Here is a 24,373-nt window from a genome sequence, read left to right as displayed (position 1 = left end):
CGGTCGAGCGCTCACCCCCGCGAGATCACCGCAGGGGGTGGGCTCAGGAGAGCCAGTCGGGGCGGGGCCCCAGCCCCAGGCGGTGGCGGGCCGCCTCCTCGGAGGGGCTGTGCGGGCCGAGCAGGGCCCGCGCCGTGCGCAGCTGGGTGCGCGCGGCCACCAGGCGCGCCCGCTCGCGCGGGCCCCGCACCGCCCGTCCGGGCACACCCGCCAGGGGCGCGACCACCGGGGACAGCAGCAGCGCACCGGCCCCCGCCAGGCCGGAGTAGAAGGCGCCCTCCGCGCGGCCCAGGCCGGGCGGGGAGGCGAGGAACCGCAGCAGGTGCTCCGGCACCGCTTCCAGCGCGGGCGCGAACGCCTCCAGCGCCTCGGCCAGCTCCGCCTCGCTGCCGGGCAGGTCCGCCGACCCCAGCGCGCGGGCGGTGCGCGCCCACTCGCGAACGTACGCGTCCGGCCAGCGCCGGCCGAAGCGCGGCTCCAGCCGGTCGGTGCCGACCTCGCGCTGGGCGGCGAGGAACGCGTCGGTGAAGACGAGGTGCACCCAGCGCAGCAGGTCCGGGTCGGAGGCGGAGTACGCCCGCCCGTCGCCGGTGGTGCCGCGCACCCGTGCGTGCATCGCGCGCACCCGCGCCGCCTCCCGCCCGGCCAGCTCCGCCGAGCCGAACGTGGACACCACCAGCCACCGCGCGGTCCCCGCCAGCCGGCCCCACGGGTCGCGCCGGTAGTCGGAGTGGCGCTGCACGCCGGCCATCGCCAGCGGGTGCGCCCCCTGCCCGAGCAGCGCCACGACCCCGCCGACGAGGGTGGACAGGTCGCCGTGGACCCGCCACACCACCCCGCCGGGCTCGAACCACCCGGGTCCGGCCCCCACGAGGGCGATGTCGCGCACCCACCCCGGCGCGCCCGTCGGGTCGCCGGAGACCCGCTCGCGGAAGGTGCGGCGGGCCCGGGCGGGCAGAGCGGTCACGGACGGCGGCAGGGGCGGCACCACCCGTGCAGCCTCACCCGGTGCGCCGGGACCCGCGCGCCGGGACGCGTTATCCGAGCGTCCGTACGGGTATGTCGGGGGCGGGAGCGGCGCTGCACCGAGGTGGCCACCGGGGCGCACCGGCGCCGGTCCTGAGGAGAGGAGCACGACATGAGCACCGTCAGCGACATGGTCAGCACCTACCCGAAGGACCTGGGTGGCGTGGACCGCGAGAAGCTCATCGCCTGCATCGAGGAGTGCTTCCGCTGCGCCCAGGCGTGCACCGCCTGCGCCGACGCCTGCCTCAGCGAGGACAGCGTCGCCGAGCTGACCAAGTGCATCCGCACCAACACCGACTGCGCGGACGTGTGCGACACCACCGGCCGCGTGCTCTCGCGCCACACCGGCTACGACGCGAACCTCACCCGCGCCGTGCTGCAGGCCTGCGCCGCCGCCTGCAAGGCGTGCGGCGACGAGTGCGGGCAGCACGCGTCCATGCACGAGCACTGCCGCGTGTGCGCCGAGGCGTGCCGGGCGTGCGAGAAGGCCTGCCAGGACCTGCTCGCCACCCTCGGCTGACGCCGGCACGGGGGGCGACGCCGTCCCGCTCCCGCCGCGGCGGGAGCGGGGCGGGCCTTCAGCCCCCGAAGGGCTCCCCGGTCAGCCGCTCGTACGCCTCCACGTACCGCGCCCGGGTGCGCTCGACGACCTCCGCGGGCAGCGGCGGGGGCGGCGCACCGCCGGTGCGGTCCCACCCGGAGGCCGGCGAGGTCAGCCAGTCGCGCACGAACTGCTTGTCGAAGCTGGGCTGCGCCCGGCCCGGTTCCCACTCCTCCGCCGGCCAGAACCGGGAGGAGTCCGGGGTGAGGACCTCGTCCCCCAGGACGGTGCGCCCGTCCGCGCGACCGAACTCCAGCTTCGTGTCGGCCAGCACGACGCCGCGCTCGCGGGCGATCGACTCGGCGCGCGCGTACACCGCCAGGGTCAGCTCGCGCAGCTGCGCCGCGGCGTCCGCACCGATCTCGCCGACGACGTGGTCGAAGGAGACGTTCTCGTCGTGCTCGCCCAGCTCGGCCTTCGTGGCGGGGGTGAAGATCGGCTCCGGCAGGCGCGAGCCGTCCACCAGGCCGGCCGGCAGTGGGATCCCGCACACCGCCCCGCCCGCGCGGTACTCGGCCAGACCGGAACCGGTGAGGTAGCCGCGGGCGACGCACTCCACGGGGAACATCTCCAGCTCCCGGCACACCATCGCCCGCCCGGCGACCGCCTCCGGCACGTCCGTGGAGAGCACGTGGTGCGGCACGAGGTCGGCCAGCCGCTCGAACCACCACAGCGACATCGCCGTCAGCACCGCCCCCTTGCCGGGGATCTCGCTGCTCAGGACGTGGTCGTAGGCGCTGATGCGGTCGCTGGCCACGACGAGCACCCGGCCGCGCTCGCCGCCCTCGGGCACGTACAGGTCCCGGACCTTGCCGGAGTAGGTGTGCCGCCAGCCGGGCAGCTGCGGCGGCGCGGGCAGCTCGGGGGCGCTCACGCGCCGGCCGCCGCGGCCGCGATGTCGGTGCGGAAGCGCCCGCCGTCCAGGTGCACCGAGCGCACCGCCGCGTAGGCGGCCTCGCGCGCCGCCGCCAGGTCCGCGCCGGTGCCGACCACGGACAGCACCCGCCCGCCGGAGCTGACGATCCCCGTGCCGTCGAGCGCGAGGGCCGTGCCGGCGTGCAGGACGTGCGCGCCCTCGACCGCGTCGGCGTCCTCCAGGCCGCCCAGGGCGCCGCCGGTCTCGGGCGCCTCCGGGTACCCGGGGGCGGCGATCACCACGGTGACGGCGGCGTCCTCGCGCCAGCGCAGCGGCGGCAGGTCGCGCAGCGCGCCCGGCGTCGCGCACGCGCGCAGCACCTCCGACAGCGGGGTCACCAGCCGGGCCAGGACCACCTGCGTCTCCGGGTCGCCGAAGCGGGCGTTGAACTCCACCACGCGCAGGCCGCGGGAGGTCAGCGCCAGCCCGCAGTACAGGACGCCGCTGAACGGGGTGCCGCGCCGAGCCATCTCCGCCACCACCGGCTGCGCGACGCGCCGCACCACGTCGTCGGCGAGGTCGGCCGGCGCCCACGGCAGCGGCGAGTACGCGCCCATGCCGCCGGTGTTGGGGCCGGCGTCGCCGTCCAGGGCGCGCTTGAAGTCCTGCGCGGGGGCCAGCGCCACGACGCTCTCGCCGTCCGTGAGGCAGAACACCGACACCTCCGGGCCGTCGAGGAACTCCTCGACCACCACGGGGCCGTGCTCGAGGCAGGTGCGCGCGTGCGCGAGCGCCTCCTCGCGGTCGTCGGTGACGACGACGCCCTTGCCGGCGGCGAGGCCGTCGTCCTTGACGACGTGCGGGGCGCCGAACGCGTCGAGGGCGGCGGTGACCTCCTCCTCGGTGGTGCACACGTGCGCCATCGCGGTGGGCACCGCGGCGGCGGCCATCACCTCCTTGGCGAACGCCTTGGAACCCTCCAGCCGCGCCGCCTCGGCCGAGGGGCCGAAGCAGGCGATGCCCGCCGCGCGCACCGCGTCGGCCACGCCCGCCACGAGGGGCGCCTCGGGGCCGACGACGACGAGGTCGGAGCCCAGGCGGCGGGCGAGAGCCGCCACGGCCGCCGGGTCGGCGGCGTCGACGGGTTCGCACGGGGCGACCAGCGAGGTGCCGGCGTTGCCGGGGGCGGCGACGACGCGGTCCACCCCCGGGTCGTCGAGCAGGGAGCGCACCAGGGCGTGCTCACGGGCGCCGGAACCGATGACGAGGACGTCCACGGCGCCCGAGCGTAGGCCCTGCCCGGACCCGGCCGTGACGGGCGCGGGACGGGGCGGTGCGGGATGATCCGCCCGTGCCCCGCACCGCCTCGCTCACCGTCGCCGCCCGGCGCCGGGCGCGCACCGGCTGGCAGCGCTGGCAGGGCTCGTGGTGGCAGGTGCTGCAGTGCGGGCTGGGCGCGGGGGTGGCGTGGACGCTCGCGCGGGCGCTGTGGGACCAGGCGTACCCGGTGTTCGCCTGCGTCGCGGTCATCGTCTGCCTGGGGGTGCAGAACAACGCCCGGCTGCGGCGCGTGGCGGAGCTGGGCACCGGGGTGACCGTGGGGGTGCTGCTGGGCACCGGGGTCGTCCAGGTCATCGGGCGCGGCGCCTGGCAGATCTGCCTCATCGTCGTCACCGCGATGCTCATCGCCCGCTTCCTGGACTCCGGGGGGTTGCTGACGAACCAGGCGGCGCTGCAGGCGACGTTCATCGTCGCCTTCCCGCCGCAGCCCGGCGGCGGCTCCGCGCGCTGGCTGGACGCCATGACGGGCGTGGTGGTGGCGCTGGCGATCGCGGCGCTGCTGCCCTCGGATCCCAGGCGCGACGTCCGGGCGCGCGCGTCCGCGTTCAGCGGCCAGCTCGCCGACCTGCTGGACGACGCCGCCGAGGCGGTGCGCGCCCGCGACGCCGAGGCGGCCGCCGCGGTGCTGGAGCGCGCGCGCGGCACGCAGCGCGAGCTGGACGCGTGGTCGCAGTCCGTCAGCGCCGCCCTGGAGGTGCAGCGGCTGTCCCCGCTGCGGCGCGGCGGGCGCACCGAGATCCACGAGCAGCAGCGGCTGCAGTCGGGGGTGGACCGCGCCACCCGCAACGCCCGGGTGGCGCTGCGGCGCGTCGCCACCGCCCTGCAGTACGACGAGCAGCTGCCGAGCTCGATCGCCGGGGTGATGCACTCCCTGGCGGCGTCGGTGCGCTCGCTGGGGCAGCGGCCCTACCCGGGGGAGACGGCGCCGCCGTCGGTGGCGACGCTGGAGGAGCTGGCCGCGCAGCTGGGCCCGCGCACCCTCGGCGCGGAGTCGCTGTCGGCGACGGTGGTGGTGGCGCAGCTGCGCTCGGTGGTGGTGGACCTGCTGCAGGCGCAGGGCGTGCCGCCGGCGGAGGCGCACCGGCTGCTGCCGCGCTGAACCGCCCGCGGTGACGGGGCGCGCGCGTCCTGGGATGATGCACCCATGAGCGCCTCCCCGAGCACCCCGGTGGCCATCGAGGCCCCGCCCGCCGACAACGGCCCCATCGCCAAGTTCGCCCGCGCGGTCGGCGCGCTGCTGATCGTGCTGGGCGTCCTGCAGCTCGTCCCGGGTGTCACGTCCAACTACGGCGAGCTGGAGGCGTGGGGCTCGGGCGCGCAGCTGTTCGGGCTGTTCACGGTCTCCGTCACCGGCGCGGTCGTGACGATGACGGTCGGCGCGCTGTGCGTGGCGTTCTCCGGCTCCCCGCGGCAGGGGCACAAGACCGTGGTGTGGACGGGCCTGCTGCTCATCACGGCCGCCGTCGGCGGTGCCGGGCTCGTCTTCAACTCCCCCAACCCGGAGCTGCCGGTGGACGACGCCACCAACTGGCTGCACCTGCTGCTGGGCCTGGCGATCCTCGTCGGCTCCAAGGTCACCAAGGAGAAGTACGTGAAGGAGAAGGGCGTCCTCTGACGCACCGCCGCCCCCACGGCCCGCCACCCGCACCCGGGTGGCGGGCCGTCGCGCTACCGGGGCACGGGTACGGCGCGGTCGTCGCCGACGGCGACCTCCAGGTGCACCCCGGCGGTGCCGTCGTCACTCGCTGGACGGGGCGCCGCCGGACGGGGCGCCGCCGGACGGGGCGCCGCCGGACGGGGCGCCGCCGCCCATCCCGGACGCGGCCTGCTGGGTGACGCTGCCGGCGTAGTCGTTGGTGGGGTCGCGGTAGACGGTGTGCACGTGGCCCCAGCCGCTGGTGGTGACGCCGTCGACGTCGGCGCCTGCCGATCCGTTCTGCGCCTGGAAGGAGACGTAGACGTCCGGCCCGGAGATGGAGAAGGAGATGCCGTCACCGGTGCTCATGTCGTAGGTGGTCTCGCCCGACCAGGCCACGACCGTGTCGTCGAGAGTGGCCTCGATCTGGGCGAGGGTGGTGGCGGTGCTCTCCTCGTCGGCCATGCCGGCCCAGTTCGCGATGAGCTCGAGCAGCAGCTGCTTCTGCTCGTCGGTCAGGTCGGCGCCGGTCAGCCCGGTGCCGGTGGCGAAGTCGCAGGTGTCGCCGGGGGCGCAGGAGCTGACCTCCCCCGAGGTCAGGGTCGCCTGCTGCTCGGCGGTGAGGCTGTCGAAGAAGGCGAAGGCGTCGGTGTAGATGCCGTCGAAGGGCTGCACCTCGTCGCCCTCGGCGTCGGTGTAGACGGCCGGCTGCACCCCGAGGTGGGTGGGGGCGAAGGTGATGGCGTTGGCGGTGCCGTCGAGGGTGGCGTTGATGCCCAGGTGGTGCCCGCCGAACTGGACCTCGAAGGCGGTGCTGGTCGAGGGGTCGCCGAAGAAGGCGATGTAGTACTGGCCCAGGCTCTCCTCGGTGGAGCTGGAGTTCTCGAGCAGGTACTCGTCCCCGCCCGTGATGGCGGTGACGGTCGCGTAGGCCTCGTCGCTGAGCAGGGCTTCGAGCACGGCCAGGGCGGCGCTGCGCTGCTCGGCGGTGAGGTCGGTGAGGTTCAGGCCGGCGCGCTCGACGAAGGTGACGGGGAAGTTGGACCAGGAGGTGGTCTTGGTCTCGTCGTCGTAGGCGTAGAGCACCGCCTCGCGCTGCTCCTCGCTCAAGGTGGCGAGGAAGGCCTCGGCGGCGGCGGCGGTGTCGCCGATGGTCTGAGCGGTGGTGGTGGCGTCGGTGGTCGACACGGCCGCGGCGTCCGCGATCGAGCTGGAGGTGGAGCTGCTCGCCGTCGAGCTGGCCGTCGAGCTGGTCGCTGCGTCGGTGCTCGTGGTGCTGCACCCGCTCAAGGCGAGACCGCCGGCCAGCAGCACGGCGGCCACCCAGGTGGTTCGGGCCCGCACGGGTCGTCGTCGTGCGGGGGCAGGGGTCGCGTCGATCTCCGTCATGGCACTCACGGTGGACGGCTGTGCTCTGCGAGAGCTGTGAGCAGCCGGTGGGAGGCGAGTGCATCGGTGGAGCTGGCTCGACGGTGCTGCACGACGGCGCACAGGCCTCAGTCGAACGCTCGCCCTCCGGCAGGACGTGGGGTCCGCCGGCGGTGAAGCTCGCCCACCCGCCGGCAGACCAGGCGACCCGGCCCCCGGGCGCTCCCCGGCCTCGGCACCGACCCCGGCCGGGTGACGGTGCTCACCGCCGCTTCCCCTCACCCCCCCTGTTGTGGTTAGCCTGGCCTCACCGATCCACGAGGGGGACCCGATGACGGTCACGACCGAGCGCACCGCGACCGCGGCCGGCGCACGAGGGGGCCTGCAGGTGGTGCGCGAGCAGTCGCGCCCCGACTACCGGCTGTTCCGGGCGGCGGTGGTGCGCCGGGAGCAGTCCTGCCCCAGCTCGGTGCGCCTGACCTTCTCCTCCCCCGAGCTGGCCGGCTTCGGCCCCGGCGGCTTCGACCAGCGCCTGAAGGTGCTGCTGCCCGCGGGGCCCTGGGACGCCCTCGGCGAGCCGGACGACGACTGGTACGCCTGGTACCGGGCGCTGCCGGACGACGTGCGCCCCGTGATGCGCACCTACACCGTGCGGGCGCTGCGCCCCGCCACCGCCACCTCCGACGCCGAGCTGGACGTCGACTTCGTGCTGCACGGCGTCTCCGGCGGCGCCGCGGGGCCGGCGGCCTCGTGGGCGGCGGCCGCCCGCCCCGGCGACGAGGTGCTGCTCGTGGGGCCCTCCGCTCCCGGCACGGGGCGCATGTGGGGCGTGGAGTGGGCACCGCCCGCCGAGGCCCGCACCCTGCTGCTGGCCGGCGACGAGACCGCCGTGCCCGCCGTGTGCGCGGTGCTGGAGCAGCTGCCCGCCACGGCGCGCGCCGTGGCGGTGCTGGAGGTGCCGGAGATCGGCGACGCCGTGGACGTGCGCTCCCGGGCCGACCTGACGGTGCAGTGGCTGCCGCGCTCCGGCCGCCACGCGCACGGCGAGCTGCTGGTGCCGCGCGTGGAGGAGATCGCCGGCCCCCTGGTCGACGAGGCGTCGCGGGCGGCCGCGGTGGACCCCGAGGACGTCGACCTGGACGCCGGGATCCTGTGGGAGGTGCCCGAGCAGGCGGTCGCCACCGGGCCGGAGTGCCTGTACGCGTGGCTGGCCGGGGAGGCGGGCGTCGTCAAGCGGCTGCGTCGCCACCTCGTGCGCGACGTGGGGCTGCCGCGCGCCTCCGTCGCCTTCATGGGCTACTGGCGCGAGGGTCGCGCCGAGGGCGCCTGAGCGCCCGGATCTGGAGGAACCCGAGTTGAAGAACCCCTTCCGCCGCGAGGAGCGCGGTGGTCCCGAGCGGGGCGGCCGGCGCCAGCGCCGCGCCGTCGTCGTCCGCACCGAGCGGGTCACCCCTGCGATGGTGCGCGTGGTGCTGGGCGGGCAGGACCTCGCCGACCTGCGCGCCGAGCACGCCGACTCCTACGTCAAGCTCGTCTTCCCCGCGCCGGGGGTGACGTACGACGAGCCGTTCGACGTGGCGGCGGTCCGCGCCTCGCGCCCCCGCGAGGAGTGGCCGGTGCAGCGCACCTACACGGTGCGCGCCGTGGACCCCGAGCGCGGTGAGGTGACGATCGACTTCGTCGTCCACGGCGACGAGGGCCTGGCGGGGCCGTGGGCGGCAGCCGCCCGTCCCGGCGACGTCGTGCACCTGATGGGCCCCGGCGGGGCGTACTCGCCGGACCCGGAGGCGCCGTGGCACCTGATGGTGGGTGACGCCAGCGCCCTGCCGGCGATCGCCGCGTCCCTGGAACGGGTGCCCGCCGGCGCCACCGCCGTCGCGGTCGTGCAGGTGCACGGCCCCGAGGAGGAGCAGCCGCTGCCGTGCCCGGGCGAGCTGCGCGTGCACTGGGTGCACCGCGCCGCCCCGGACCCGGAGGGGCTGCTGGAGGTGCTGCGCTCCCTGGACCTGCCCGCCGGTGCGCCGCACGCCTTCCTGCACGGCGAGGCCGACTGCGTGCGCGCGGTGCGCCGCTGGGCGCGCACCGACCTGGAGGTGCCGCGCGAGCTGCTGTCCGCGTCCGGGTACTGGCGCCGCGGGCGCACCGAGGAGGGCTGGCGCGAGGAGAAGCAGGACTGGAACGCCGCGGTGGTCTCCGACGACACCGCCGTGCCCTCCCCCGCCTGACCTCCACCCCTGGGCGGAAACCACGGTTTCCGCCCCTGCAGAGCCTGTCCGGAGGGCGGAAACCATGGTTTCCGCCACGAGGAAGCAGGTGGTGCGGTGGGGGTCAGGCGGCCAGGACCGCCTCGCACACCTCCACCAGCGCCGCGCGCAGCGGGTCGGCCCGTTCGGCGAACGCCCGCTGGGCGCGCACGTACTGCGCCTTGCCCTCCGGCGTCTCGATCGGCACCGGCTCGTACCCCAGCGACGTCACGTCGTACGGGGAGGCGCGCATGTCCAGCTCGCGCACGTCCCGCGCCAGCTCGAAGCAGTCCAGCAGCAGCTCCCCCGGCACCGCCGGTGAGAGCTTCATCGCCCACCGGTAGCAGTCCATCGTCGCGTGCAGGCACCCCGGCTGCTCCTGCGCCGCCTGCCCCTGGCGGGTGGGCCGCAGCTCGTTGCGCGGCACCGCGCTGGGGGTGAAGAACCGGAACGCGTCGTAGTGGCTGCACCGGATCCGGTGCGACTCCACCACCGCGTCGGTGCCGGCGTGCCCGAGCCGCAGCGGCAGGCCCGCGTGCCGCACCTGCTCCGGCGAGGTGCGGTGCACCATCGCCCACTCGTGCAGCCCGAAGCAGCCCAGCTGGGCCGGGCGGGTGCGGGTGGCGGCCAGCACGTCGCGCGCCAGGCGCACCGTCGGCTCGCGCTGCGCGCGCAGCGACGCGGCGTCCACCACCGCACCGCGCCCGGTGCTCGCGTAGTGCGCCCACCCCGCCCGCTCGCCGGCGTCCAGCAGCTCCACGCCCACCCCGGGGTGCCAGCGCAGCAGCCTGCCCGGCGCCCACGAGTAGTAGGTGAACAGGAAGTCCTCCACCGGGTGCGCCTCGCCGCGGCGTCGGCGCTCGGCGGCGGCCCCGGTCAGGGCCCGCGCCCGCTGGGCGTGCGCGGCCTCCAGCGCGGTCCACGCCTCCCGCTCCAGCACCCGGTGACCGGTGAGCACCGCATCCGCCTCCACCGGGTCCACCGTACCGACGGTGCGCACCGCGCCCGCGCAGCGCGCGCCTCGCCCGGGCGGGGTGCGCGGGTCCACCCGGAAGCCGCGCCGGGCGCGTCCGGCACACTGGCCCGCACCCGCACCCGCACCAGGAGGTCCCCCGTGCCCGACACCCCCGCCCCGGTCGACGTGTGCCCGCTGGAGGCGCTGCCCGACGGCGGCGTCGTGCGCTACGACGGCCCCGGCGTGACGGACCCCGTCTCGGTGTTCAACGTGGACGGCGAGCTGTACGCCATCGACGACACCTGCTCCCACGCCGCCGAGTCGCTGGCCGACGGGTGGGTGGAGGACTGCGCCGTGGAGTGCCCCCGGCACGCCTCCGCGTTCGACCTGCGCACCGGCGCCCCCTCCGGACCGCCGGCCACGCGCCCGGTGCGCACGCACCGCGTGGAGGTCGCCGACGGGCGGGTCCTGGTGCACGTGGGCACCCCCCGCGGCTGACACCGACCAGGTGCACAGCGACCCCACGGGCCGCTGAGCACGATGCACACTCGCACGCCCGTCCGATGCGCGAAGATGTCCCGGTGCGCCGCCTCGACACCATCGACGCCCGGATCCTGCTCGCGCTGGACGAAGACCCCCGCGCGACCGTCCTGGGCCTGTCGCGCCAGCTCGGCCTGGCCCGCGGCACGGTGCAGGCGCACCTGGAGCGCCTGGAGTCCGACGGGGTGCTGCACCGCTTCTCGCGGCGCCTGTCCCCCGCGGCGCTGGGGTTCTCCATCTCCGCGTTCGTCATGGTCGAGATCGTGCAGGGCCAGCAGGACGACACCCTGCGCCGGCTGCGCGAGACGCCGGAGGTCCTGGAGGTGCACGGCATCACCGGCGACGGGGACCTGATGTGCCGGGTCGTCGCCCGCGACGCCGACGACCTGTACCGGGTGGGCCAGGACGTGCTCGCCATCCCCGGCGTGGTGCGCACCCGCACCTCCCTGGCGATGCGCGAGCTGGTGCCGTACCGGATCGACCCGCTGCTCACCGAGCTCGTCGACTGACGTCCGGCGCCCGCGCGGACGGGAGGACCGCGCGCGTGCGGCAGAATCGGGCGCGTGTTGCGGTGGCTGACGGCAGGCGAATCCCACGGTCCGGCGCTCGCGGGCATCCTCGAGGGGCTGCCGGCGGGCGTGGAGGTGTCCAGCGCCGACATCCGCGCCGCCCTGGCGCGCCGGCGCCTGGGGCACGGGCGCGGGGCGCGCATGAGCTTCGAGCAGGACGAGCTGGAGGTCATCGGCGGCATCCGCCACGGCCGCACCCAGGGCGGTCCGGTGGCGCTGCGCATCGGCAACTCGGAGTGGCCGCGCTGGCAGGAGGTCATGGCCGCGGACCCGGCCGACGCCGACGGCCGCCGCTACGACGAGCCCGGCCGGTTGCCGGCGCGCGGTCGCTCGGCGCCGCTGACGCGCCCGCGCCCCGGCCACGCGGACCTGACGGGCATGCAGAAGTACGGCTTCGACGACGCGCGCCCCGTGCTGGAGCGGGCCTCGGCGCGGGAGACCGCCACCCGCGTGGCCCTCGGCGAGGTGGCGCGCGCGTTCCTCGCGCAGGCCGCCGGCGTGGACCTCGTCTCGCACGTGGTGTCCATCGGCACCGTCGAGGTGCCGGCGGGCACGGTGCCCGGCCGCGGCGAGCGCGAGCGCGTCGACGCCGATCCCGTGCGCTGCGCCGACCCGGCCACCAGCGCGCGCATGGTCGCCGAGATCGACGACGCGCACTCCTCCGGCGACACCCTCGGCGGCGTCGTGGAGGTCGTCGTGCACGGCCTTCCGCCGGGGCTGGGCTCGTACGTGCACTGGGACCGCAAGCTGGACGCGCGCCTGGCGGCTGCCCTCATGGGGATCCAGGCCATCAAGGGCGTGGAGGTCGGCGACGGCTTCGAGACCGCCCGCCGCCGCGGGTCCGCCGCGCACGACGAGATCGAGCGCACCGACGGCGGCGAGGGCCGTGAGGGCATGACGGTGCGCCGGCGCACGGACCGCGCCGGCGGTGTCGAGGGCGGCATGAGCAACGGCGAGGTGCTGCGCGTGCGGGCGGCGATGAAGCCGATCTCCACCGTGCCGCGCGCGCTGGACACGGTGGACACCGCCTCCGGCGGCGCGGCGCAGGCCATCGCGCAGCGCTCCGACGCGTGCGCGGTGCCGGCGGCCGGCGTGGTGGCGGAGGCGATGGTGGCGCTGGTGCTGGCGGACGCCCTGCTGGAGAAGTTCGGCGGCGACAACGTCGAGCAGGTCCGCGCGAACGTGGCGAGCTACCTGGACGGCCTGGCGATCCGCACCGCCCCCACGGAGGGCTGAGGCTCAGCGGTACCGGTGGCGCAGCCACGCGCGCTGCGCCACCAGGCCCGCTGCCAGCACGGCGAGCACCACGGCGACGGCCACCGCGGTGAGCAGCCCGGTCACCGCCCCGACCACCAGCACCGCGACGGCGGCGACCGCCAGGGGCAGGGTGTGCCACGCCTGCACCGGGGGCGGTTCGGGCCCGGGCCGCTGCGTCTCCGGCAGCAGGGCGAGCAGGCAGGACAGCGCCACGAGCAGCCAGAGGTCGAACGCGTCGGGCTCGGCGGGGACGACGGCCACCACGACGGCCACCACGACGAGGGCGAGCGCGACGACGCTCCAGAAGGCGAGCTCCACGGCGTCCGGCGCTGCGTCCGGCGAGCGCAGCGGCACGTGCCACCAGGCGCGGGCGCACAGCCGCTGGCCGGTCACCAGCAGCAGCGACCCGGCGAGCGGCGCGAAGGAGGCCGCGAGCGGCAGCACGTCCTGGCCGCTGAGCGCGGTGCCCACGAGGGCCGTGAAGGCCCCCAGCAACCCCACCAGCTGCAGCGAGAGCCCGGCCGCGTACAGGCGCCGCCCGGCACCCGGCTGCCGCAGCGGGTGCGTCCCGGCCCGTTCCCGCGCGTGCGCGTCCACGGCCTCTTCCTCGCGCGTCCGGCGGTTCACAGTCCCCGGACCCCCTTGACGCTCTTGTGCAGCGCCTGCCGGCTGACGCCGAGGGCGGCGGCGAGATCGACGAGGCTGTGGTCGAGGAGCAGTTCGGCGAGGGCCTGCGCGCGGGCGCGGGCGACGGCCGAGCGCAGCGCGGAGGCGGCGGCGTCGACCTCCGCCAGCACGACGACCGCGCCCAGCAGGCCGCCGCACTCGTCCACCCAGTCGCGGTCGGTGGTCTCGCCGGCGAGCTGGGCGAGCAGGCCGCGGCCGGAGTCGGCGAGCACGTCGGCGACCGTGCGGGGGGTGGTCCAGCGCGCCAGGCGCTCCGCGGCGTCGTCGCCGGGGGCTCGGTGCGCGAGCACCCGAGTCCAGTCCGGCACGTCGTGCGACAGGAGTTCCACGACGACGAGTCAACCCGGGGTTGCGAACCTCGTCAACCCCGGGTTGCGCCACCGGGGTGCCGCGTCAGCGGCGCGAGGCGTCGACCTCCGCGAGCACGAGCACCGCACCGGGCAGGCCCCCGCACTCGCTGACCCAGTCGCGCTCGGTGGGCAGGGCGTCCAGCTGCGCGGTCAAGCCCCGGCCGTGGTCGGCGAGGACCTCGGCGACCACCTCCGGGGTGGTCCAGCGCGCCAGCTCGGCGACGCAGCCGTCGGCCGGATCGCGGTGGGTGAGCACCCGGGCCCAGGTGGTGCGGTGGTGCGGCGCGGAAGTCACGCGGAACCCTAACCCGGCCGCCGGGAGGGCCTCCGCGGGGCACGCCGGGGTGCGGCTCACTCCTCCCGGTCCTCCGGCGGGGGCGGCGGGGGCGGGGTCTCCGAGCCGGGCGGGGGCGCCACGGTGGCGCCGACCGCCCCGGTGCGGCCCAGGCGCACGCCCTGCCGCCGGACCCCGCGCGGGTTGCCGCTGACGAGCGGCAGCAGCCAGCGCGCCGACGGGTCGGCGTCCACGAGGACCGTGCGCACCAGCAGGCTCAGCGGCACCGCCAGGATCGCGCCGAGGCTGCCCAGGGCCCACCCCCAGAAGATCACGGACAGGAAGGTCAGGGTCGCCGACAGCCCGACGGCGTTGCCGACGATCTTCGGTTGCAGCAGGCCCTGGATCGTGACGTTGACGACCGTGTAGAGCACGACGACGAGCAGGGCGTCGCGCGGGCCGCTGTCGAGCAGGGCGAGCAGCGCGGGCGGCACCAGGCCGAGGAAGAAGCCGACGTTGGCGATGTAGTTCGTCAGGAACGCCAGCAGCCCCCACACCAGCGGCAGCGGCACCGCCAGCCAGTAGAGGATGCCGATGTCGATCACCGCCACCACCACGCCGAACACCGTGGCCACCAGCAGGTAGCGCCGGGTGCCGGCGGCGAACGCGGTCAGCGCCCCCACCATCCGCGGGCGCCACCAGCTGGCCTGCGCCAGCAGCTTGGGGAAGACGGCGGCGTCCAGCGCCAGGAAGAACAGCAGGAAGAGCAGGAACGTGAACGCGGTGGCGGCGGCCACGAGCTGCTCCAGCACGCTCTGCGCCCAGCCGACGAAGCGGGAGGGGTCGATGCTCGCCACCACCTGCGTGATCTGCGACTGGCCGACGCCGAGGCGGTTCAGCAGGTCCAGCGCCTGCCCCTGCAGCTCGTAGTACCGGTTCGTGTACCGGGGCAGGAGCAGGGCGAGGCGCACCACGGACCACCCGAGGGCCGCGGCCATGCCGAGCACGAGGGCGTACAGCACCACCAGCACGACCAGGGTGCTGACCCAGCCGTACACGCCGCGCCGGCGCAGCCACGGCTCCACGGGGTGCACGACGAGGACGAGGACGAGCGCCAGGACCGCCGGGCCGATCGTCGCGGAGAACGAGCGCAGGCCGGCCACGACGACGACCGCGGCGGCGAGCCCGACCAGCAGCGGCACCGCCCGCGGCGGGGCCGTCGCGTCGCGGGCGGCGGGCTCGGCGGGGGGCGGGGCGGTGTCGTCGGTGGGCATGTCGGGCACCTGTCGGGCGGGGACGTCGGGCGCGACGATCCTGGCGGAGGAACCCGCCGGCCACGACCCGACCGGACCCGGGCCGGCGGCGGTCAGCCCCGAGGGGCCGGGCGCCGCATCGGCACGTGCGCGATGCCGTCCTCGTCGTAGCCGGGGCCGTCCACGGCGAAGCCGAACCGGCCGTACCAGTGCTCCAGGTGGGCCTGGGCCCCCAGGACGACCTCGACGTCCCCGGCCAGCTCCAGCGCCCTGGTCACCAGGTCGGCCGCGACGCCCCGCCCGCGGGCCTCGCGGGCGGTGGCGACGCGGCCGATGCGCGCGCTGCCGTCCGCCTCGCGCAGCAGCCGCAGGGTGGCGGCGACGCGACCGGCGGCGTCCTGCGCCCACAGCAGCAGCGCGTCCGGTTCCAGGTCGCGCCCGTCGAGCTCGGGGTAGGCGCACTCCTGCTCGACGACGAACACGTCGACGCGCAGCTTCAGCAGCTCGTACAGCACGCGCGGTGGCACGTCGTCCAGCGCCGCCTCGTACAGCGGCAGACCGCCGGCGTTCACCCGAGCAGGTCGTGGCGCACGACGGTCTGCTCGCGGTCGGGGCCGACGCCGACCGCGGAGATGCGGGCGCCGGACAGCTCCTCCAGCGCCTCGACGTAGCGCTGCGCGTTCTTCGGCAGGTCGTTGACCGACCGGGCGCCGGAGATGTCCTCGGTCCAGCCGTCGAAGAACTCGTAGACCGGCTTCGCGTGGTGGAAGTCGCTCTGCGACATGGGGATCTCGTCGTGCCGGACGCCGTCGACGTCGTACGCCACGCACACCGGGATGCGTTCCCAGCCGGTGAGGGTGTCCAGCTTGGTGAGCACGAAGTCGGTGACGCCGTTGACGCGCGCGGTGTAGCGGGCCACGAGCGCGTCGTACCAGCCGGTGCGGCGGGGACGGCCGGTGGTGGTGCCGTACTCGCCGCCGTCGCGGCGCAGCTTCTCGCCGTCGGCGTCCAGCAGCTCCGTGGGGAAGGGGCCCTCGCCCACGCGCGTGGTGTAGGCCTTGACGACGGCGATGATGCGGTCGATGCGGTTCGGCGGCACACCGGTACCGGTGCAGGCACCCGCGGCGGTGGCGTTCGAGGAGGTCACGAACGGGTAGGTGCCGTGGTCGATGTCGAGCATCGTGGCCTGCCCGCCCTCGAACAGGACGATGTCGTCGCGGTCCAGCGCGCGCGTCAGCTCCAGGCCGACGTCGCGGACCATGGGGCGCAGCCGCTCGGCGTACGACAGCAGCGTCTCGACGGTCTCGTCGACGGAGACGGCGCGGCGGTTGTAGACCTTCACCAGCAGGTGGTTCTTCTGGTCGAGGGCGCCCTCGACCTTCTGCCGCAGGATGCTCTCGTCGAACAGGTCCTGGACGCGCACGCCCACGCGGTTGATCTTGTCCGCGTAGGCGGGGCCGATGCCGCGCCCGGTGGTGCCGATCTTGCGCTTGCCGAGGAACCGCTCGGTGACCTGGTCCAGCGAGCGGTGGTAGGGCGCGATGACGTGCGCGGAGGCGGACACCAGCAGCTTCGTGCAGTCCACGCCGCGGGCGGTGAGGGCGTCGATCTCCTCGAACAGCACGCCCGGGTCCACCACGACGCCGTTGCCGATGACGGGCGTCACACCGGGGGTGAGGATGCCGGAGGGCAGCAGGTGCAGGGCGTACTTCTCGTCGCCGACGACGACCGTGTGCCCGGCGTTGTTGCCGCCGTTGAACTTCACGACGTAGTCGACGCGGGCACCGAGCGCGTCGGTGGCCTTGCCCTTGCCCTCGTCCCCCCACTGGGCGCCGATGAGCACGATCGCGGGCATGACATCCCCTGTCTTTCCTGGTGGTTGCGCGGTCCTGCGTGCACGAGGCCCCCACGGACCCCCGGCGGAGGTCGGCGCAGACCGCGCAGATCCTACCGGCCCGGCTCCCGCCGCGGCCCGCGAGCGCCACCGGCGGGCCGGGGCCGACGCGGGTGCTCAGCCGGCGAGCTGCTCGCCGAGCCGGCGGCCCAGCGCGGTGCCGGAGACCCACGCCGTGCTCACCTTCGAGGTGCGTCCCCACGAGTCCCCGCACACCGCGATCCCGGTGGCCGCGTCCAGGCCGAAGAGGTCGTCGGGGTGCTGGCGCAGCGGCTGCGCCAGGGACCAGCGGTGCGCGCGGTTCCACGACGGCACCGGTGTGGGCCGCCCGGTCAGCAGCGGCCCGAGCTCGGCGACGACGCCCGCCACGACGGCGGCGGGGTCGTCGAGGTGCTCGGCGGAGACGTCCGGCGCGGTGTGCGCGACGAGCACGGGTGCGCCGTCGCCGCGGCGGGCGCCGTCGTCGGCGAGGAACGTCAGCAGGTCGCTGTCGTTGACGAACGCGGCGTCGAAGCCGGGCCACCAGCGCTGCGGCCAGGCCGCGTAGACGGCGATCGCGGGCCGGTAGTTCCAGCGCGCGGAGACGTCCAGGCGGGTGGCGACCATGCGCGGCAGCAGGTCGGCCGCCTGCGGGTCGGGCATCGCGAGCACGACGGCGGCGGCCGGCTGCCCGTCCACGGACGGCCCGGCGGGACCGGCCTCGACGGCCTCGACGTCGGTGGAGCCCTCCACCCGCACCTCGGGGCGGCCCGGCGGGGCGAGGAGGTCGTCGACGAGGCTGCGCAGCCCCGCGCGGGCGCCCCAGCGCCACGGGCCGGTGGAGGTGGTGCCGTCCACGCGCGCCCCGTCGGCGGCGCGGCCGGTGACGACGGCGAGGGTGTCGGTCCAGCGGTGCGCCAGGCCGCGGGCCTCCCAGTCGGCGACCTGCGCGGCGAAGGCGCCGCCCGGGTCGTCCGGCGAGCCGTCCCCGGGGACGGTGAAGTAGGAGGCGCCCAGGTCCGCGACGCGCACGCCCGCGGACGTCTCCACGCGGCGCCCGCTCATCCGCCCGCCGGGGCGGCGGCCGCGGTCCAGGACCCGCACCGGCACGCCGGCGTCGGTGAGCGCCCGCGCGCACGCGGCCCCGGCGATGCCCGCGCCCACCACGACCACGGGTGGGCGCTGGGCGCTCACGGGAGCCTCACGGCAGCAGTTCGGCGGGCGCCGCGGGGTCGCAGTCGCGCAGGAACTCGCGGCAGCGCTGCGCCTCGGGCGCCTCCCCGATCGCCTCGGCGGCGCGCTGCAGCGCGGCGAGGGCGCGCAGGAAGCCTCGGTTGGGCTCGTGGGACCACGGCACCGGCCCGTGGCCGCGCCAGCCGGCGCGGCGCAGGGCGTCCAGCCCGCGGTGGTAGCCGGTGCGGGCGAAGGCGTAGGCGGTCACGGCCCGGCCCTCGCCCAGGGCGGCCTCGGCCAGCAGCGCCCACGGCAGCGAGGCCGCCGGGTGGGCGGCCGCCACGCCCTCGGCGCCGGTGCCGGCCGCCAGGGCGGCGTCGACCTCCGGGTGCGCGGGCAGGTGGGTGGGCGGCGGGCCGCCCAGCAGGTTGGTGCCGGTGCTCACGGGTGCTCCTCTCGCGGGGCGGGTGCGGTGGTGGGGATCTCCACCCAGACGATCTTGCCGCGCCGGGTGGGGGTGGTGCCCCACCGGCCCAGGGTGGCGACCACGCGCATGCCGTGACCGCCGCTGCCGTCGGGTCGCGCGTCCACCACGCGCGGCTGCTCGGGGCTGTCGTCCTCGACCTCCACGCGCAGGGCGCCGGGCAGGTCGAACAGCCGCAGCCCCACCGGACCCCACCCGTGCAGGACGGCGTTGGCGACCAGCTCGGAGACGACGATCTCCGCCTGCGGGCCCACGCCCAGGCCCCACACCGCGCAGGCGCGCAGGGTGGCGTGGCGGGCCTTGCCCACCGACGACGGCTCCGACGGCAGCTGCCAGCGGCGGCGGCGCGGCGTGTCCGCCACCCGCTGCGGCGTCCCCTCGTCCTCCTCCGGCACGCGCACCACCACGATCGCGGTGTCGTCCTCGGGGGACTCCCCGAGCCCCTGCAGCAGCTCCTCACCCACCCCGGCGGCGTCGCCGGCGCGGGTGCCGGCGAGCACCTCCACGAGCACCTCCATGCCGTCGCGCATGGGCCGGTGCCGGGCCTCGATGAGCCCGTCGGTGTAGAAGACGAGGACGTCGCCGGGGCGCAGGGCCCGCTCGCGGGTGGGCCGGGGGCGCTCCCCCAGACCGACGAGGGTGCCGGTGGCGTCGTTGAGGACCTCCACGACGGGGCCGCCGCCTGCGTCGGCGCGACGCAGCAGCGGCGGCAGGTGCCCGGCGCTGCTCCACGCCACCTCCCAGCCGCCGTCGTCGAGGCGCTGCAGCGCGGCGTACACCAGGCTCGCCATGCGGGGCACGCTCACGCCGGCCGCGAGCTGGTCCACGCGCATCAGGACGCTGCCGGGGTCGTCCAGCTCCTGCGCGGCCGAGCGCACCACCGAGCGCATCTGACCCATGGCGGCGACGGCCTCCACGTCGTGGCCGACGACGTCGCCGATGACGACGCCGACGCTGCCGTCGGGGGCCGGGAGCACGTCGTACCAGTCGCCGCCCACCTGCGCGTGGTCGGCGTTGGGCGCGTAGAACGCCCAGACGTCCAGCCCGTCCACCGCGGTGTCCTCCGGCAACATGCTGCGCTGCAGCGTCTCCGACAACTCGTGCTCCCGTGCGCGCAGTCTCGCGTTCTCCACCGCCAGCCCGGTGCGCAGGGCGGCGGTGCGCAGGACGGCCTCGTCCGCCGGGCCGGCCCCACCGGGAAGGACGACCAACCACCCCGGGACGTGCCCGTGGCCGGGCAGCGGCACCGCCCGCACGCCGGGGCCCGCCGCCCGCGTCAGCCGCGCGAGCCAGCCGGAGGGGGTGGCGGGGTCCCGCCCGCCCAGGGCGAGCAGCGCCGGGCCGCCGGGCGCCGGCGGGTGCAGCAGCGGGTCGTCGGCGCGGGCGCCGGGCGGGCGCCGCCACACCCGCCCCACCAGGCCCTCGAACGGCTCGCCCGCGGCGGCGACGACCCGCGCGCCACCACCCGCGGCGCGCGCCGGGCCGTCGTCCACGAGCGCCACCAGGGCAGCCGGCACCACCTCGCGCACCAGCGCCCGCACCGCGGCGTCCAGCGCGTCGGCGAGCGCCCGGCGGTTCGGCAGCGGCCCGCCGAGGGCCTCCAGCTCGCGCAGGACGCCGGGCGGCGGGGCGGGCGGGGCGGACGGCGGGGTGCCGGGGTGGGCGGTGACGTCCTCGTGCCAGCTCACGACGTGCCGCACCGCGCCGGCGCGGTCGCGCAGCGGCGTCACGCGCACCCGGTGCAGGAAGCGGGTGCCGTCGGGGCGCTCGCCCAGCAGGGTCGCGTCGGCGGGTTCACCGGCGCGGGTCGCCTCGCGCAGGGCGAGCGGGGTCTCGCCGACCGCCAGCAGCAGCCGGGAGCAGTCCCGGCCCACCACGTCGGCACCGGGGACGCCGGTCACCCTGCTCCAGCCGGCGTCGGCCCACTCCACGACCCCGGCCGCGTCCCCGGCCGCGTCCCCCGTCGCGTCCCGGGCGGGCACGGCGGTCAGCGCGGAACCCGCGGTCGCCGCGACGGGCTCCGGGCCGGCACCGGAGCCACCGGCGGCCGCCGTGGCCTCGTGCAGCGCCAGCAGCGCCCGCCCGGCCGCCACGGGCGCCACCGTGAGCCACCAGCGGCCGGCGACGAGCTCGCCGGGCACCCGGCCGTCCAGCGCGCGCCGGGCCACGCCGTCGGGCAGCCCGGCGGCGCGGCAGAACGCCGGCAGGTCCGCGGGCGGTCCCCCCGCCGGGGCGGCGGCCGCCAGGCGGGTGGCGCCGTCGTCGGCGGCGGCGACGGCGGCCGGGCCGGCACCGTCCGCGGGCAGGTCCAGCAGCAGCACCGCGGCGGGGTCGGCGCTCAGCAGCAGGGGCTGCGGTCGGCTGCCGGGCATCCGTGGGGCTCCTCGAGTGCGGTGGTGCGTCGCAGGTGCGCGACGGCGACCTCGACCTCGGTCGCTAGCATGCAGGGGGCCTCGACGGCCCGCGCGCCGAAGGTGTCCGGTTCCACCGGGCGGGTGCACGTCGCGCGGGTGCGCCGTCGTGACCTACTGTGCGGCGACGAGCCGCGCCGGACACTCGCTGCCTGCAGCAACCGGGCACGGTGCAGAACGCGGCACTGCGGAGGGACGATGACGAACGACGCGACACCCCCGGGCGAGACGTCCCGCGTGCCCGAGGTCCGCTCGGTCGACCCCGGGTCGGTGCACGTGCTGTACGAGCCGCGCGCCACGCGCGTCGTGCTGACCGGCGAGATCGACGCCGAGCTGGGCCCGGACCTCCTCGAGGCCGCGGAGGACGCCCTGTCCTCCGGGCGCCCCCTGCAGGTGGACGCGCACCACGTCACGTTCATGGACTCCACGGGGCTGGCGTTCCTGGCCCGCCTGGCCTCGCGCTCGCGCGGCCGGCGCGTGACGCTGATCCGCCCGCCCGCGGTGGTGAAGTTCCTCATCGAGACCACCAACATCGTGCAGCTGCTCGACGTCGTCGACGAGGAGCCGCGCCCGGTCACCGGCGCCGACGCCTACGACGACGGGCCCGAGCCGGCCTGACGCCGCCGCCCACCCGGGCGCGACCGCAGGACGACGCGCGGACGGCCCGGACCCCGCGGGGCCCGGGCCGTCCGGGGTGTCACTTCAGGCGGCGCCCGGCGCTGCGCAGGGACTGCGCGGCCTCGACGACGCGCGCCGCCATGCCCGTCTCGGCGCTCTTGCCCCAGGTGCGGGGGTCGTACGTCTTCTTGTTGCCGACCTCGCCGTCGACCTTCAGGACGCCGTCGTAGTTGCGGAAGAAGTGGTCGACGACCGGGCGCGTGAAGGCGTACTGGGTGTCGGTGTCGACGTTCATCTTCACGACGCCGTGGTCGACGGCGGCGGCGATCTCCTCGGCGAGGGAGCCGGAGCCGCCGTGGAAGACGAGGTCGAACGGCTTCTCCTTGCCGACCTCGGCGCCGACCTGGTCCTGGATCTCCTTGAGGATCTCCGGGCGCAGCTTGACGCCGCCGGGCTTGTAGACGCCGTGGACGTTGCCGAAGGTGAGGGCGGTGAGGTAGCGGCCCTTCTCACCGGTGCCGAGGGCGCGCACGGTGGCCATGGCGTCCTCGACGGTGGTGTAGAGCTTGTCGTTGATCTCGTTGGCGACGCCGTCCTCCTCGCCGCCCACGACACCGATCTCGACCTCGAGGACGATCTTGGCGGCGGCGGCCTCGGCGAGGAGCTCCTCGGCGATCCGCAGGTTCTCGTCCAGGGGCACGGCCGAGCCGTCCCACATGTGGGACTGGAACAGCGGCTCGCGGCCGGCGTCGACGCGCTCCTGCGAGATGGCCAGCAGGGGGCGCACGAAGCCGTCGAGCTTGTCCTTCGGGCAGTGGTCGGTGTGCAGGGCGATGTTGACGTCGTACGCCTTGGCGACGTGGTGGGCGTACTCGGCCAGCGCCTGCGCGCCCAGGACCATGTCCTTCACGGTGGTGCCGGAGAGGAACTCGGCGCCGCCGGTGGAGACCTGCACGATCCCGTCGCTCTCGGCCTCGGCGAAGCCGCGGATGGCCGCGTTCAGCGTCAGCGAGGAGGAGACGTTGATGGCCGGGTAGGCGAAGGACCCGGCCTTCGCGCGGTCGAGCATCTCGGCGTAGACGTCCGGGGTGGCGATGGGCATGGCGACTCCTCGTCGTTGCGGCTCTGGCGCCCCGATCCTTCCACGAGGGGGCCGGGCCGGGGCAGGTGCGTCGCGGAGGCGTGCGTCACCCGGCCGAGCCCGCCGCGGGTCCGTCGGCGGAGCGTCCCGAGGTGCCGGGGCCGCGCGGCGGTGCCAGCGTGGGGACATGAGCGAGAGGCAGCTGCAGGGGAAGAAGGTCGCGTTCCTGGTGGCCACGGAGGGCATCGAGCAGGCGGAGCTGACGCAGCCGTGGAAGGCCGTGCAGGAGGCCGGCGGGCAGCCGGTGCTGATCTCCACGAAGCCGGGGCAGGTGCAGGCGTTCGAGCACCTGGACGAGGCGGACACCTTCGACGTGGACGTCGTCGTCTACGACGCCACCGTGGGCGACTACGACGCGCTGGTGCTGCCCGGCGGGGTGGCGAACCCGGACGCGCTGCGCACCAGCCGCGAGGCGGTGGCGTTCGTGGGCCAGTTCGCCGCGTCCAGCAAGCCGATCGCGGCGATCTGCCACGCGCCGTGGACGCTGGTGGAGGCCGACGCGGTGCGCGGGCGGCGGATGACGTCGTGGCCGAGCTTGCAGACGGACCTGCGCAACGCGGGCGCGGAGTGGGTGGACGAGCAGGTGGTCGTGGACACCTCCGGCCCCGGCCCGCTGATCACCAGCCGCAAGCCGGACGACCTGGAGGCGTTCTCGAAGACGCTGCTGGAGCACGTGGCGGGGGTGTCGTCGTGAGCGAGGTCCGCATCGGCTACACGTGCCTGTCGGAGCAGTCCGACCCCCGATGGCTGGTGCGCGACGCCGCGGCCGCGGAGGAGGCGGGTTTCGACCTGCTGGTCTTCTCCGACCACTACTCGCCGTGGCTGACGTCCCAGGGGCACGCCCCGTACGCGTGGAGCGTGCTGGGCGCCGTCACCCAGGTCACCTCCCGCGTGGAGCTGATGACGTACGTGACGTGCCCGACGATGCGGTACCACCCGGCGGTGGTGGCGCAGAAGGCGGCGACGACGGCGCTGCTGTCGGAGGGCCGCTTCACCCTCGGCCTGGGGGCCGGGGAGAACCTCAACGAGCACGTCGTCGGGCACGGCTGGCCGGCCGTGGACGACCGGCACGACATGCTGGTGGAGGCGCTGGAGATCATCTCCTCGCTGTTCGACGGGGAGCTGCTCAGCTACGCGGGCGAGCACTTCCGGGTCGACTCGGCGCGGTTGTGGGACCGCCCGGAGCAGCGCGTGCCGATCGCGGTGGGCGTCTCGGGCGAGAAGTCGTGCTCGCGGTTCGCCCCGCTGGCGGACCACATGGTCGCCGTGGAGCCGGACGCCTCGCTGGGCCGGATGTGGGATGCGGCGCGCGACGGCGCGCAGGCGGCCACCACGCGCCGCATCGGGCAGCTGCCGGTCTCCTGGGACGCGGACCGCGACGCCGCGGTGGCCCGCGCGCACGAGCAGTTCCGCTGGTTCGCCGGCGGCTGGAAGGTGAACGCCGACCTGCCGACACCCGCGGGCTTCTCCGGGGCCAGCCAGTTCGTGCGGCCGGAGGACGTGGCGGAGCAGATCCCCTGCGGGAACGACGTCGGGGCGGTCGTGGAGGCGGCGTCGGCGTTCTTCGAGGCGGGGTTCACGGACCTCGCCCTGGTGCAGATCGGCGGTGAGCACCAGGGGGACTTCCTGCGCGTGGCGGAGTCGGAGATCCTGCCCGCCCTGCGTGAGGCGGCCGGCTCCCAGGACCCCTCCCCCAGCTGACCCCTCTCCCTTCGGT

26 protein-coding genes are annotated in these 24,373 nt (G+C 76.2%); 11 read left to right on the top strand and 15 right to left on the bottom strand.

The window, feature by feature from the left end; translation table 11 throughout:
* Positions 1-43 precede the first annotated feature (43 nt).
* Entirely contained in the window at positions 44-991 is a 948-nt protein-coding gene (locus V9U69_RS09150) for an oxygenase MpaB family protein (protein WP_337061342.1), read from the bottom strand.
* A 147-nt stretch (positions 992-1,138) separates the two neighbouring features.
* Here V9U69_RS09150 and V9U69_RS09145 point away from each other — a divergent pair, with 147 nt between their 5' ends.
* Complete coding sequence (locus V9U69_RS09145) at positions 1,139-1,546, top strand: four-helix bundle copper-binding protein (protein ID WP_337061341.1); 408 nt, start codon at positions 1,139-1,141, stop codon at positions 1,544-1,546.
* Between the two features lie 58 nt (positions 1,547-1,604).
* On the opposite strand, the gene V9U69_RS09140 is transcribed toward V9U69_RS09145, so the two are convergent.
* Together V9U69_RS09140 and purD are read right to left on the bottom strand one after the other, a co-directional pair.
* Positions 1,605-2,501, bottom strand: coding sequence for a phosphoribosylaminoimidazolesuccinocarboxamide synthase (locus V9U69_RS09140; protein ID WP_337061340.1), 897 nt, complete (start codon positions 2,499-2,501; stop codon positions 1,605-1,607).
* A complete protein-coding gene (gene purD / locus V9U69_RS09135; RefSeq protein WP_337061339.1) occupies positions 2,498-3,760 on the bottom strand; it encodes a phosphoribosylamine--glycine ligase in 1,263 nt (420 codons plus the stop codon). The genes V9U69_RS09140 and purD overlap by 4 nt, the downstream gene beginning before the upstream one ends.
* A gap of 74 nt (positions 3,761-3,834) precedes the next feature.
* On the opposite strand from purD, the gene V9U69_RS09130 reads away from it, so the two are divergent.
* Together V9U69_RS09130 and V9U69_RS09125 are read left to right on the top strand one after the other, a co-directional pair.
* Complete coding sequence (locus tag V9U69_RS09130) at positions 3,835-4,923, top strand: FUSC family protein (RefSeq protein ID WP_337061338.1); 1,089 nt, start codon at positions 3,835-3,837, stop codon at positions 4,921-4,923.
* A gap of 45 nt (positions 4,924-4,968) precedes the next feature.
* Positions 4,969-5,439 (top strand): DUF4383 domain-containing protein, encoded by a 471-nt coding sequence (locus tag V9U69_RS09125; RefSeq protein ID WP_337061337.1) that lies wholly within the window; start codon positions 4,969-4,971, stop codon positions 5,437-5,439.
* A 123-nt stretch (positions 5,440-5,562) separates the two neighbouring features.
* Here the strand turns inward: V9U69_RS09125 and V9U69_RS09120 are convergent, their stop codons facing one another.
* Positions 5,563-6,849, bottom strand: coding sequence for a DUF3500 domain-containing protein (locus V9U69_RS09120; protein WP_337061336.1), 1,287 nt, complete (start codon positions 6,847-6,849; stop codon positions 5,563-5,565).
* A gap of 310 nt (positions 6,850-7,159) precedes the next feature.
* Between V9U69_RS09120 and V9U69_RS09115 the strand changes: the two genes are divergently transcribed.
* Together V9U69_RS09115 and V9U69_RS09110 are read left to right on the top strand one after the other, a co-directional pair.
* On the top strand, positions 7,160-8,158 hold the full coding sequence (locus tag V9U69_RS09115) for a siderophore-interacting protein (protein ID WP_337061335.1): 999 nt from the start codon (positions 7,160-7,162) through the stop codon (positions 8,156-8,158).
* 25 nt (positions 8,159-8,183) lie between these two features.
* Positions 8,184-9,053 carry a siderophore-interacting protein gene (locus V9U69_RS09110; RefSeq protein ID WP_337061334.1) on the top strand — a complete coding sequence of 290 codons (870 nt, stop codon included), beginning with the start codon at positions 8,184-8,186 and terminating at the stop codon, positions 9,051-9,053.
* Positions 9,054-9,156: 103 nt separating this feature from the next.
* Here the strand turns inward: V9U69_RS09110 and V9U69_RS09105 are convergent, their stop codons facing one another.
* A complete protein-coding gene (locus tag V9U69_RS09105) occupies positions 9,157-10,053 on the bottom strand; it encodes a 3-methyladenine DNA glycosylase (protein ID WP_442907690.1) in 897 nt (298 codons plus the stop codon).
* A gap of 132 nt (positions 10,054-10,185) precedes the next feature.
* Between V9U69_RS09105 and V9U69_RS09100 the strand changes: the two genes are divergently transcribed.
* From V9U69_RS09100 to aroC, 3 genes are all read left to right on the top strand, one after another.
* Positions 10,186-10,524 (top strand): bifunctional 3-phenylpropionate/cinnamic acid dioxygenase ferredoxin subunit, encoded by a 339-nt coding sequence (locus tag V9U69_RS09100; protein WP_337061332.1) that lies wholly within the window; start codon positions 10,186-10,188, stop codon positions 10,522-10,524.
* A 65-nt stretch (positions 10,525-10,589) separates the two neighbouring features.
* A complete protein-coding gene (locus V9U69_RS09095; RefSeq protein ID WP_442907689.1) occupies positions 10,590-11,075 on the top strand; it encodes an Lrp/AsnC family transcriptional regulator in 486 nt (161 codons plus the stop codon).
* A gap of 54 nt (positions 11,076-11,129) precedes the next feature.
* Entirely contained in the window at positions 11,130-12,371 is a 1,242-nt protein-coding gene (gene aroC, locus V9U69_RS09090; RefSeq protein WP_337061330.1) for a chorismate synthase, read from the top strand.
* Positions 12,372-12,374: 3 nt separating this feature from the next.
* Here aroC and V9U69_RS09085 read toward each other — a convergent pair whose 3' ends face one another.
* The 9 genes from V9U69_RS09085 to V9U69_RS09045 all read right to left on the bottom strand — a co-directional run bounded on the left by V9U69_RS09085 (position 12,375) and on the right by V9U69_RS09045 (position 20,858).
* Positions 12,375-12,989, bottom strand: coding sequence for a hypothetical protein (locus V9U69_RS09085; protein ID WP_337061328.1), 615 nt, complete (start codon positions 12,987-12,989; stop codon positions 12,375-12,377).
* Between the two features lie 26 nt (positions 12,990-13,015).
* Positions 13,016-13,408, bottom strand: coding sequence for a hypothetical protein (locus tag V9U69_RS09080; RefSeq protein ID WP_337061326.1), 393 nt, complete (start codon positions 13,406-13,408; stop codon positions 13,016-13,018).
* A gap of 64 nt (positions 13,409-13,472) precedes the next feature.
* Complete coding sequence (locus V9U69_RS09075; RefSeq protein ID WP_337061324.1) at positions 13,473-13,724, bottom strand: hypothetical protein; 252 nt, start codon at positions 13,722-13,724, stop codon at positions 13,473-13,475.
* Positions 13,725-13,780: 56 nt separating this feature from the next.
* The gene (locus tag V9U69_RS09070; RefSeq protein WP_337061322.1) at positions 13,781-14,977 is read right to left on the bottom strand and encodes an AI-2E family transporter; all 1,197 of its coding nucleotides are present in this window, start codon (positions 14,975-14,977) and stop codon (positions 13,781-13,783) included.
* A gap of 92 nt (positions 14,978-15,069) precedes the next feature.
* Positions 15,070-15,528 (bottom strand): GNAT family N-acetyltransferase, encoded by a 459-nt coding sequence (locus tag V9U69_RS09065; protein ID WP_337061320.1) that lies wholly within the window; start codon positions 15,526-15,528, stop codon positions 15,070-15,072.
* Positions 15,525-16,811 carry an adenylosuccinate synthase gene (locus V9U69_RS09060; RefSeq protein WP_337061318.1) on the bottom strand — a complete coding sequence of 429 codons (1,287 nt, stop codon included), beginning with the start codon at positions 16,809-16,811 and terminating at the stop codon, positions 15,525-15,527. Before V9U69_RS09060 ends, V9U69_RS09065 begins: the two co-directional genes overlap by 4 nt.
* A gap of 156 nt (positions 16,812-16,967) precedes the next feature.
* Positions 16,968-18,023, bottom strand: a complete 1,056-nt coding sequence (locus tag V9U69_RS09055) for an NAD(P)/FAD-dependent oxidoreductase (RefSeq protein ID WP_337061316.1) — start codon at positions 18,021-18,023, stop codon at positions 16,968-16,970.
* Between the two features lie 7 nt (positions 18,024-18,030).
* On the bottom strand, positions 18,031-18,447 hold the full coding sequence (locus V9U69_RS09050) for a DUF3151 domain-containing protein (protein ID WP_337061315.1): 417 nt from the start codon (positions 18,445-18,447) through the stop codon (positions 18,031-18,033).
* Positions 18,444-20,858, bottom strand: coding sequence for a SpoIIE family protein phosphatase (locus tag V9U69_RS09045; protein WP_337061314.1), 2,415 nt, complete (start codon positions 20,856-20,858; stop codon positions 18,444-18,446). Before V9U69_RS09045 ends, V9U69_RS09050 begins: the two co-directional genes overlap by 4 nt.
* Positions 20,859-21,095: 237 nt before the next feature.
* Here V9U69_RS09045 and V9U69_RS09040 point away from each other — a divergent pair, with 237 nt between their 5' ends.
* Positions 21,096-21,515: an STAS domain-containing protein gene (locus tag V9U69_RS09040; RefSeq protein WP_337061312.1), complete on the top strand. Its 420-nt coding sequence runs from the start codon at positions 21,096-21,098 to the stop codon at positions 21,513-21,515.
* A 79-nt stretch (positions 21,516-21,594) separates the two neighbouring features.
* Here the strand turns inward: V9U69_RS09040 and fbaA are convergent, their stop codons facing one another.
* The gene (gene fbaA / locus V9U69_RS09035; protein ID WP_337061310.1) at positions 21,595-22,617 is read right to left on the bottom strand and encodes a class II fructose-bisphosphate aldolase; all 1,023 of its coding nucleotides are present in this window, start codon (positions 22,615-22,617) and stop codon (positions 21,595-21,597) included.
* A gap of 166 nt (positions 22,618-22,783) precedes the next feature.
* Here fbaA and V9U69_RS09030 point away from each other — a divergent pair, with 166 nt between their 5' ends.
* The gene (locus V9U69_RS09030; protein ID WP_337061308.1) at positions 22,784-23,350 is read left to right on the top strand and encodes a type 1 glutamine amidotransferase domain-containing protein; all 567 of its coding nucleotides are present in this window, start codon (positions 22,784-22,786) and stop codon (positions 23,348-23,350) included.
* The gene (locus V9U69_RS09025) at positions 23,347-24,357 is read left to right on the top strand and encodes a TIGR03557 family F420-dependent LLM class oxidoreductase (RefSeq protein WP_337061306.1); all 1,011 of its coding nucleotides are present in this window, start codon (positions 23,347-23,349) and stop codon (positions 24,355-24,357) included. The genes V9U69_RS09030 and V9U69_RS09025 overlap by 4 nt, the downstream gene beginning before the upstream one ends.
* The last annotated feature ends 16 nt before the right edge of the window (positions 24,358-24,373 follow it).

Origin of the sequence: Kineococcus sp. G2, assembly GCF_037154035.1 — a bacterium.
Lineage (GTDB): Bacteria > Actinomycetota > Actinomycetes > Actinomycetales > Kineococcaceae > Kineococcus.
Note: the sequence above shows the minus strand (reverse complement) of the source record. Positions and strands in the feature narration are given on the sequence as shown.

Coding starts and splice junctions, on each gene's coding strand:
- V9U69_RS09120 (WP_337061336.1), bottom strand. CDS start 6,849: ATGACGGAGATCGACGCGACCCCTGCCCCCGCACGACGACGACCCGTG.
- V9U69_RS09060 (WP_337061318.1), bottom strand. CDS start 16,811: ATGCCCGCGATCGTGCTCATCGGCGCCCAGTGGGGGGACGAGGGCAAG.
- V9U69_RS09040 (WP_337061312.1), top strand. CDS start 21,096: ATGACGAACGACGCGACACCCCCGGGCGAGACGTCCCGCGTGCCCGAG.
- V9U69_RS09115 (WP_337061335.1), top strand. CDS start 7,160: ATGACGGTCACGACCGAGCGCACCGCGACCGCGGCCGGCGCACGAGGG.
- V9U69_RS09145 (WP_337061341.1), top strand. CDS start 1,139: ATGAGCACCGTCAGCGACATGGTCAGCACCTACCCGAAGGACCTGGGT.
- V9U69_RS09070 (WP_337061322.1), bottom strand. CDS start 14,977: ATGCCCACCGACGACACCGCCCCGCCCCCCGCCGAGCCCGCCGCCCGC.
- V9U69_RS09045 (WP_337061314.1), bottom strand. CDS start 20,858: ATGCCCGGCAGCCGACCGCAGCCCCTGCTGCTGAGCGCCGACCCCGCC.
- V9U69_RS09125 (WP_337061337.1), top strand. CDS start 4,969: ATGAGCGCCTCCCCGAGCACCCCGGTGGCCATCGAGGCCCCGCCCGCC.
- V9U69_RS09095 (WP_442907689.1), top strand. CDS start 10,590: ATGCGCGAAGATGTCCCGGTGCGCCGCCTCGACACCATCGACGCCCGG.
- V9U69_RS09030 (WP_337061308.1), top strand. CDS start 22,784: ATGAGCGAGAGGCAGCTGCAGGGGAAGAAGGTCGCGTTCCTGGTGGCC.
- fbaA (WP_337061310.1), bottom strand. CDS start 22,617: ATGCCCATCGCCACCCCGGACGTCTACGCCGAGATGCTCGACCGCGCG.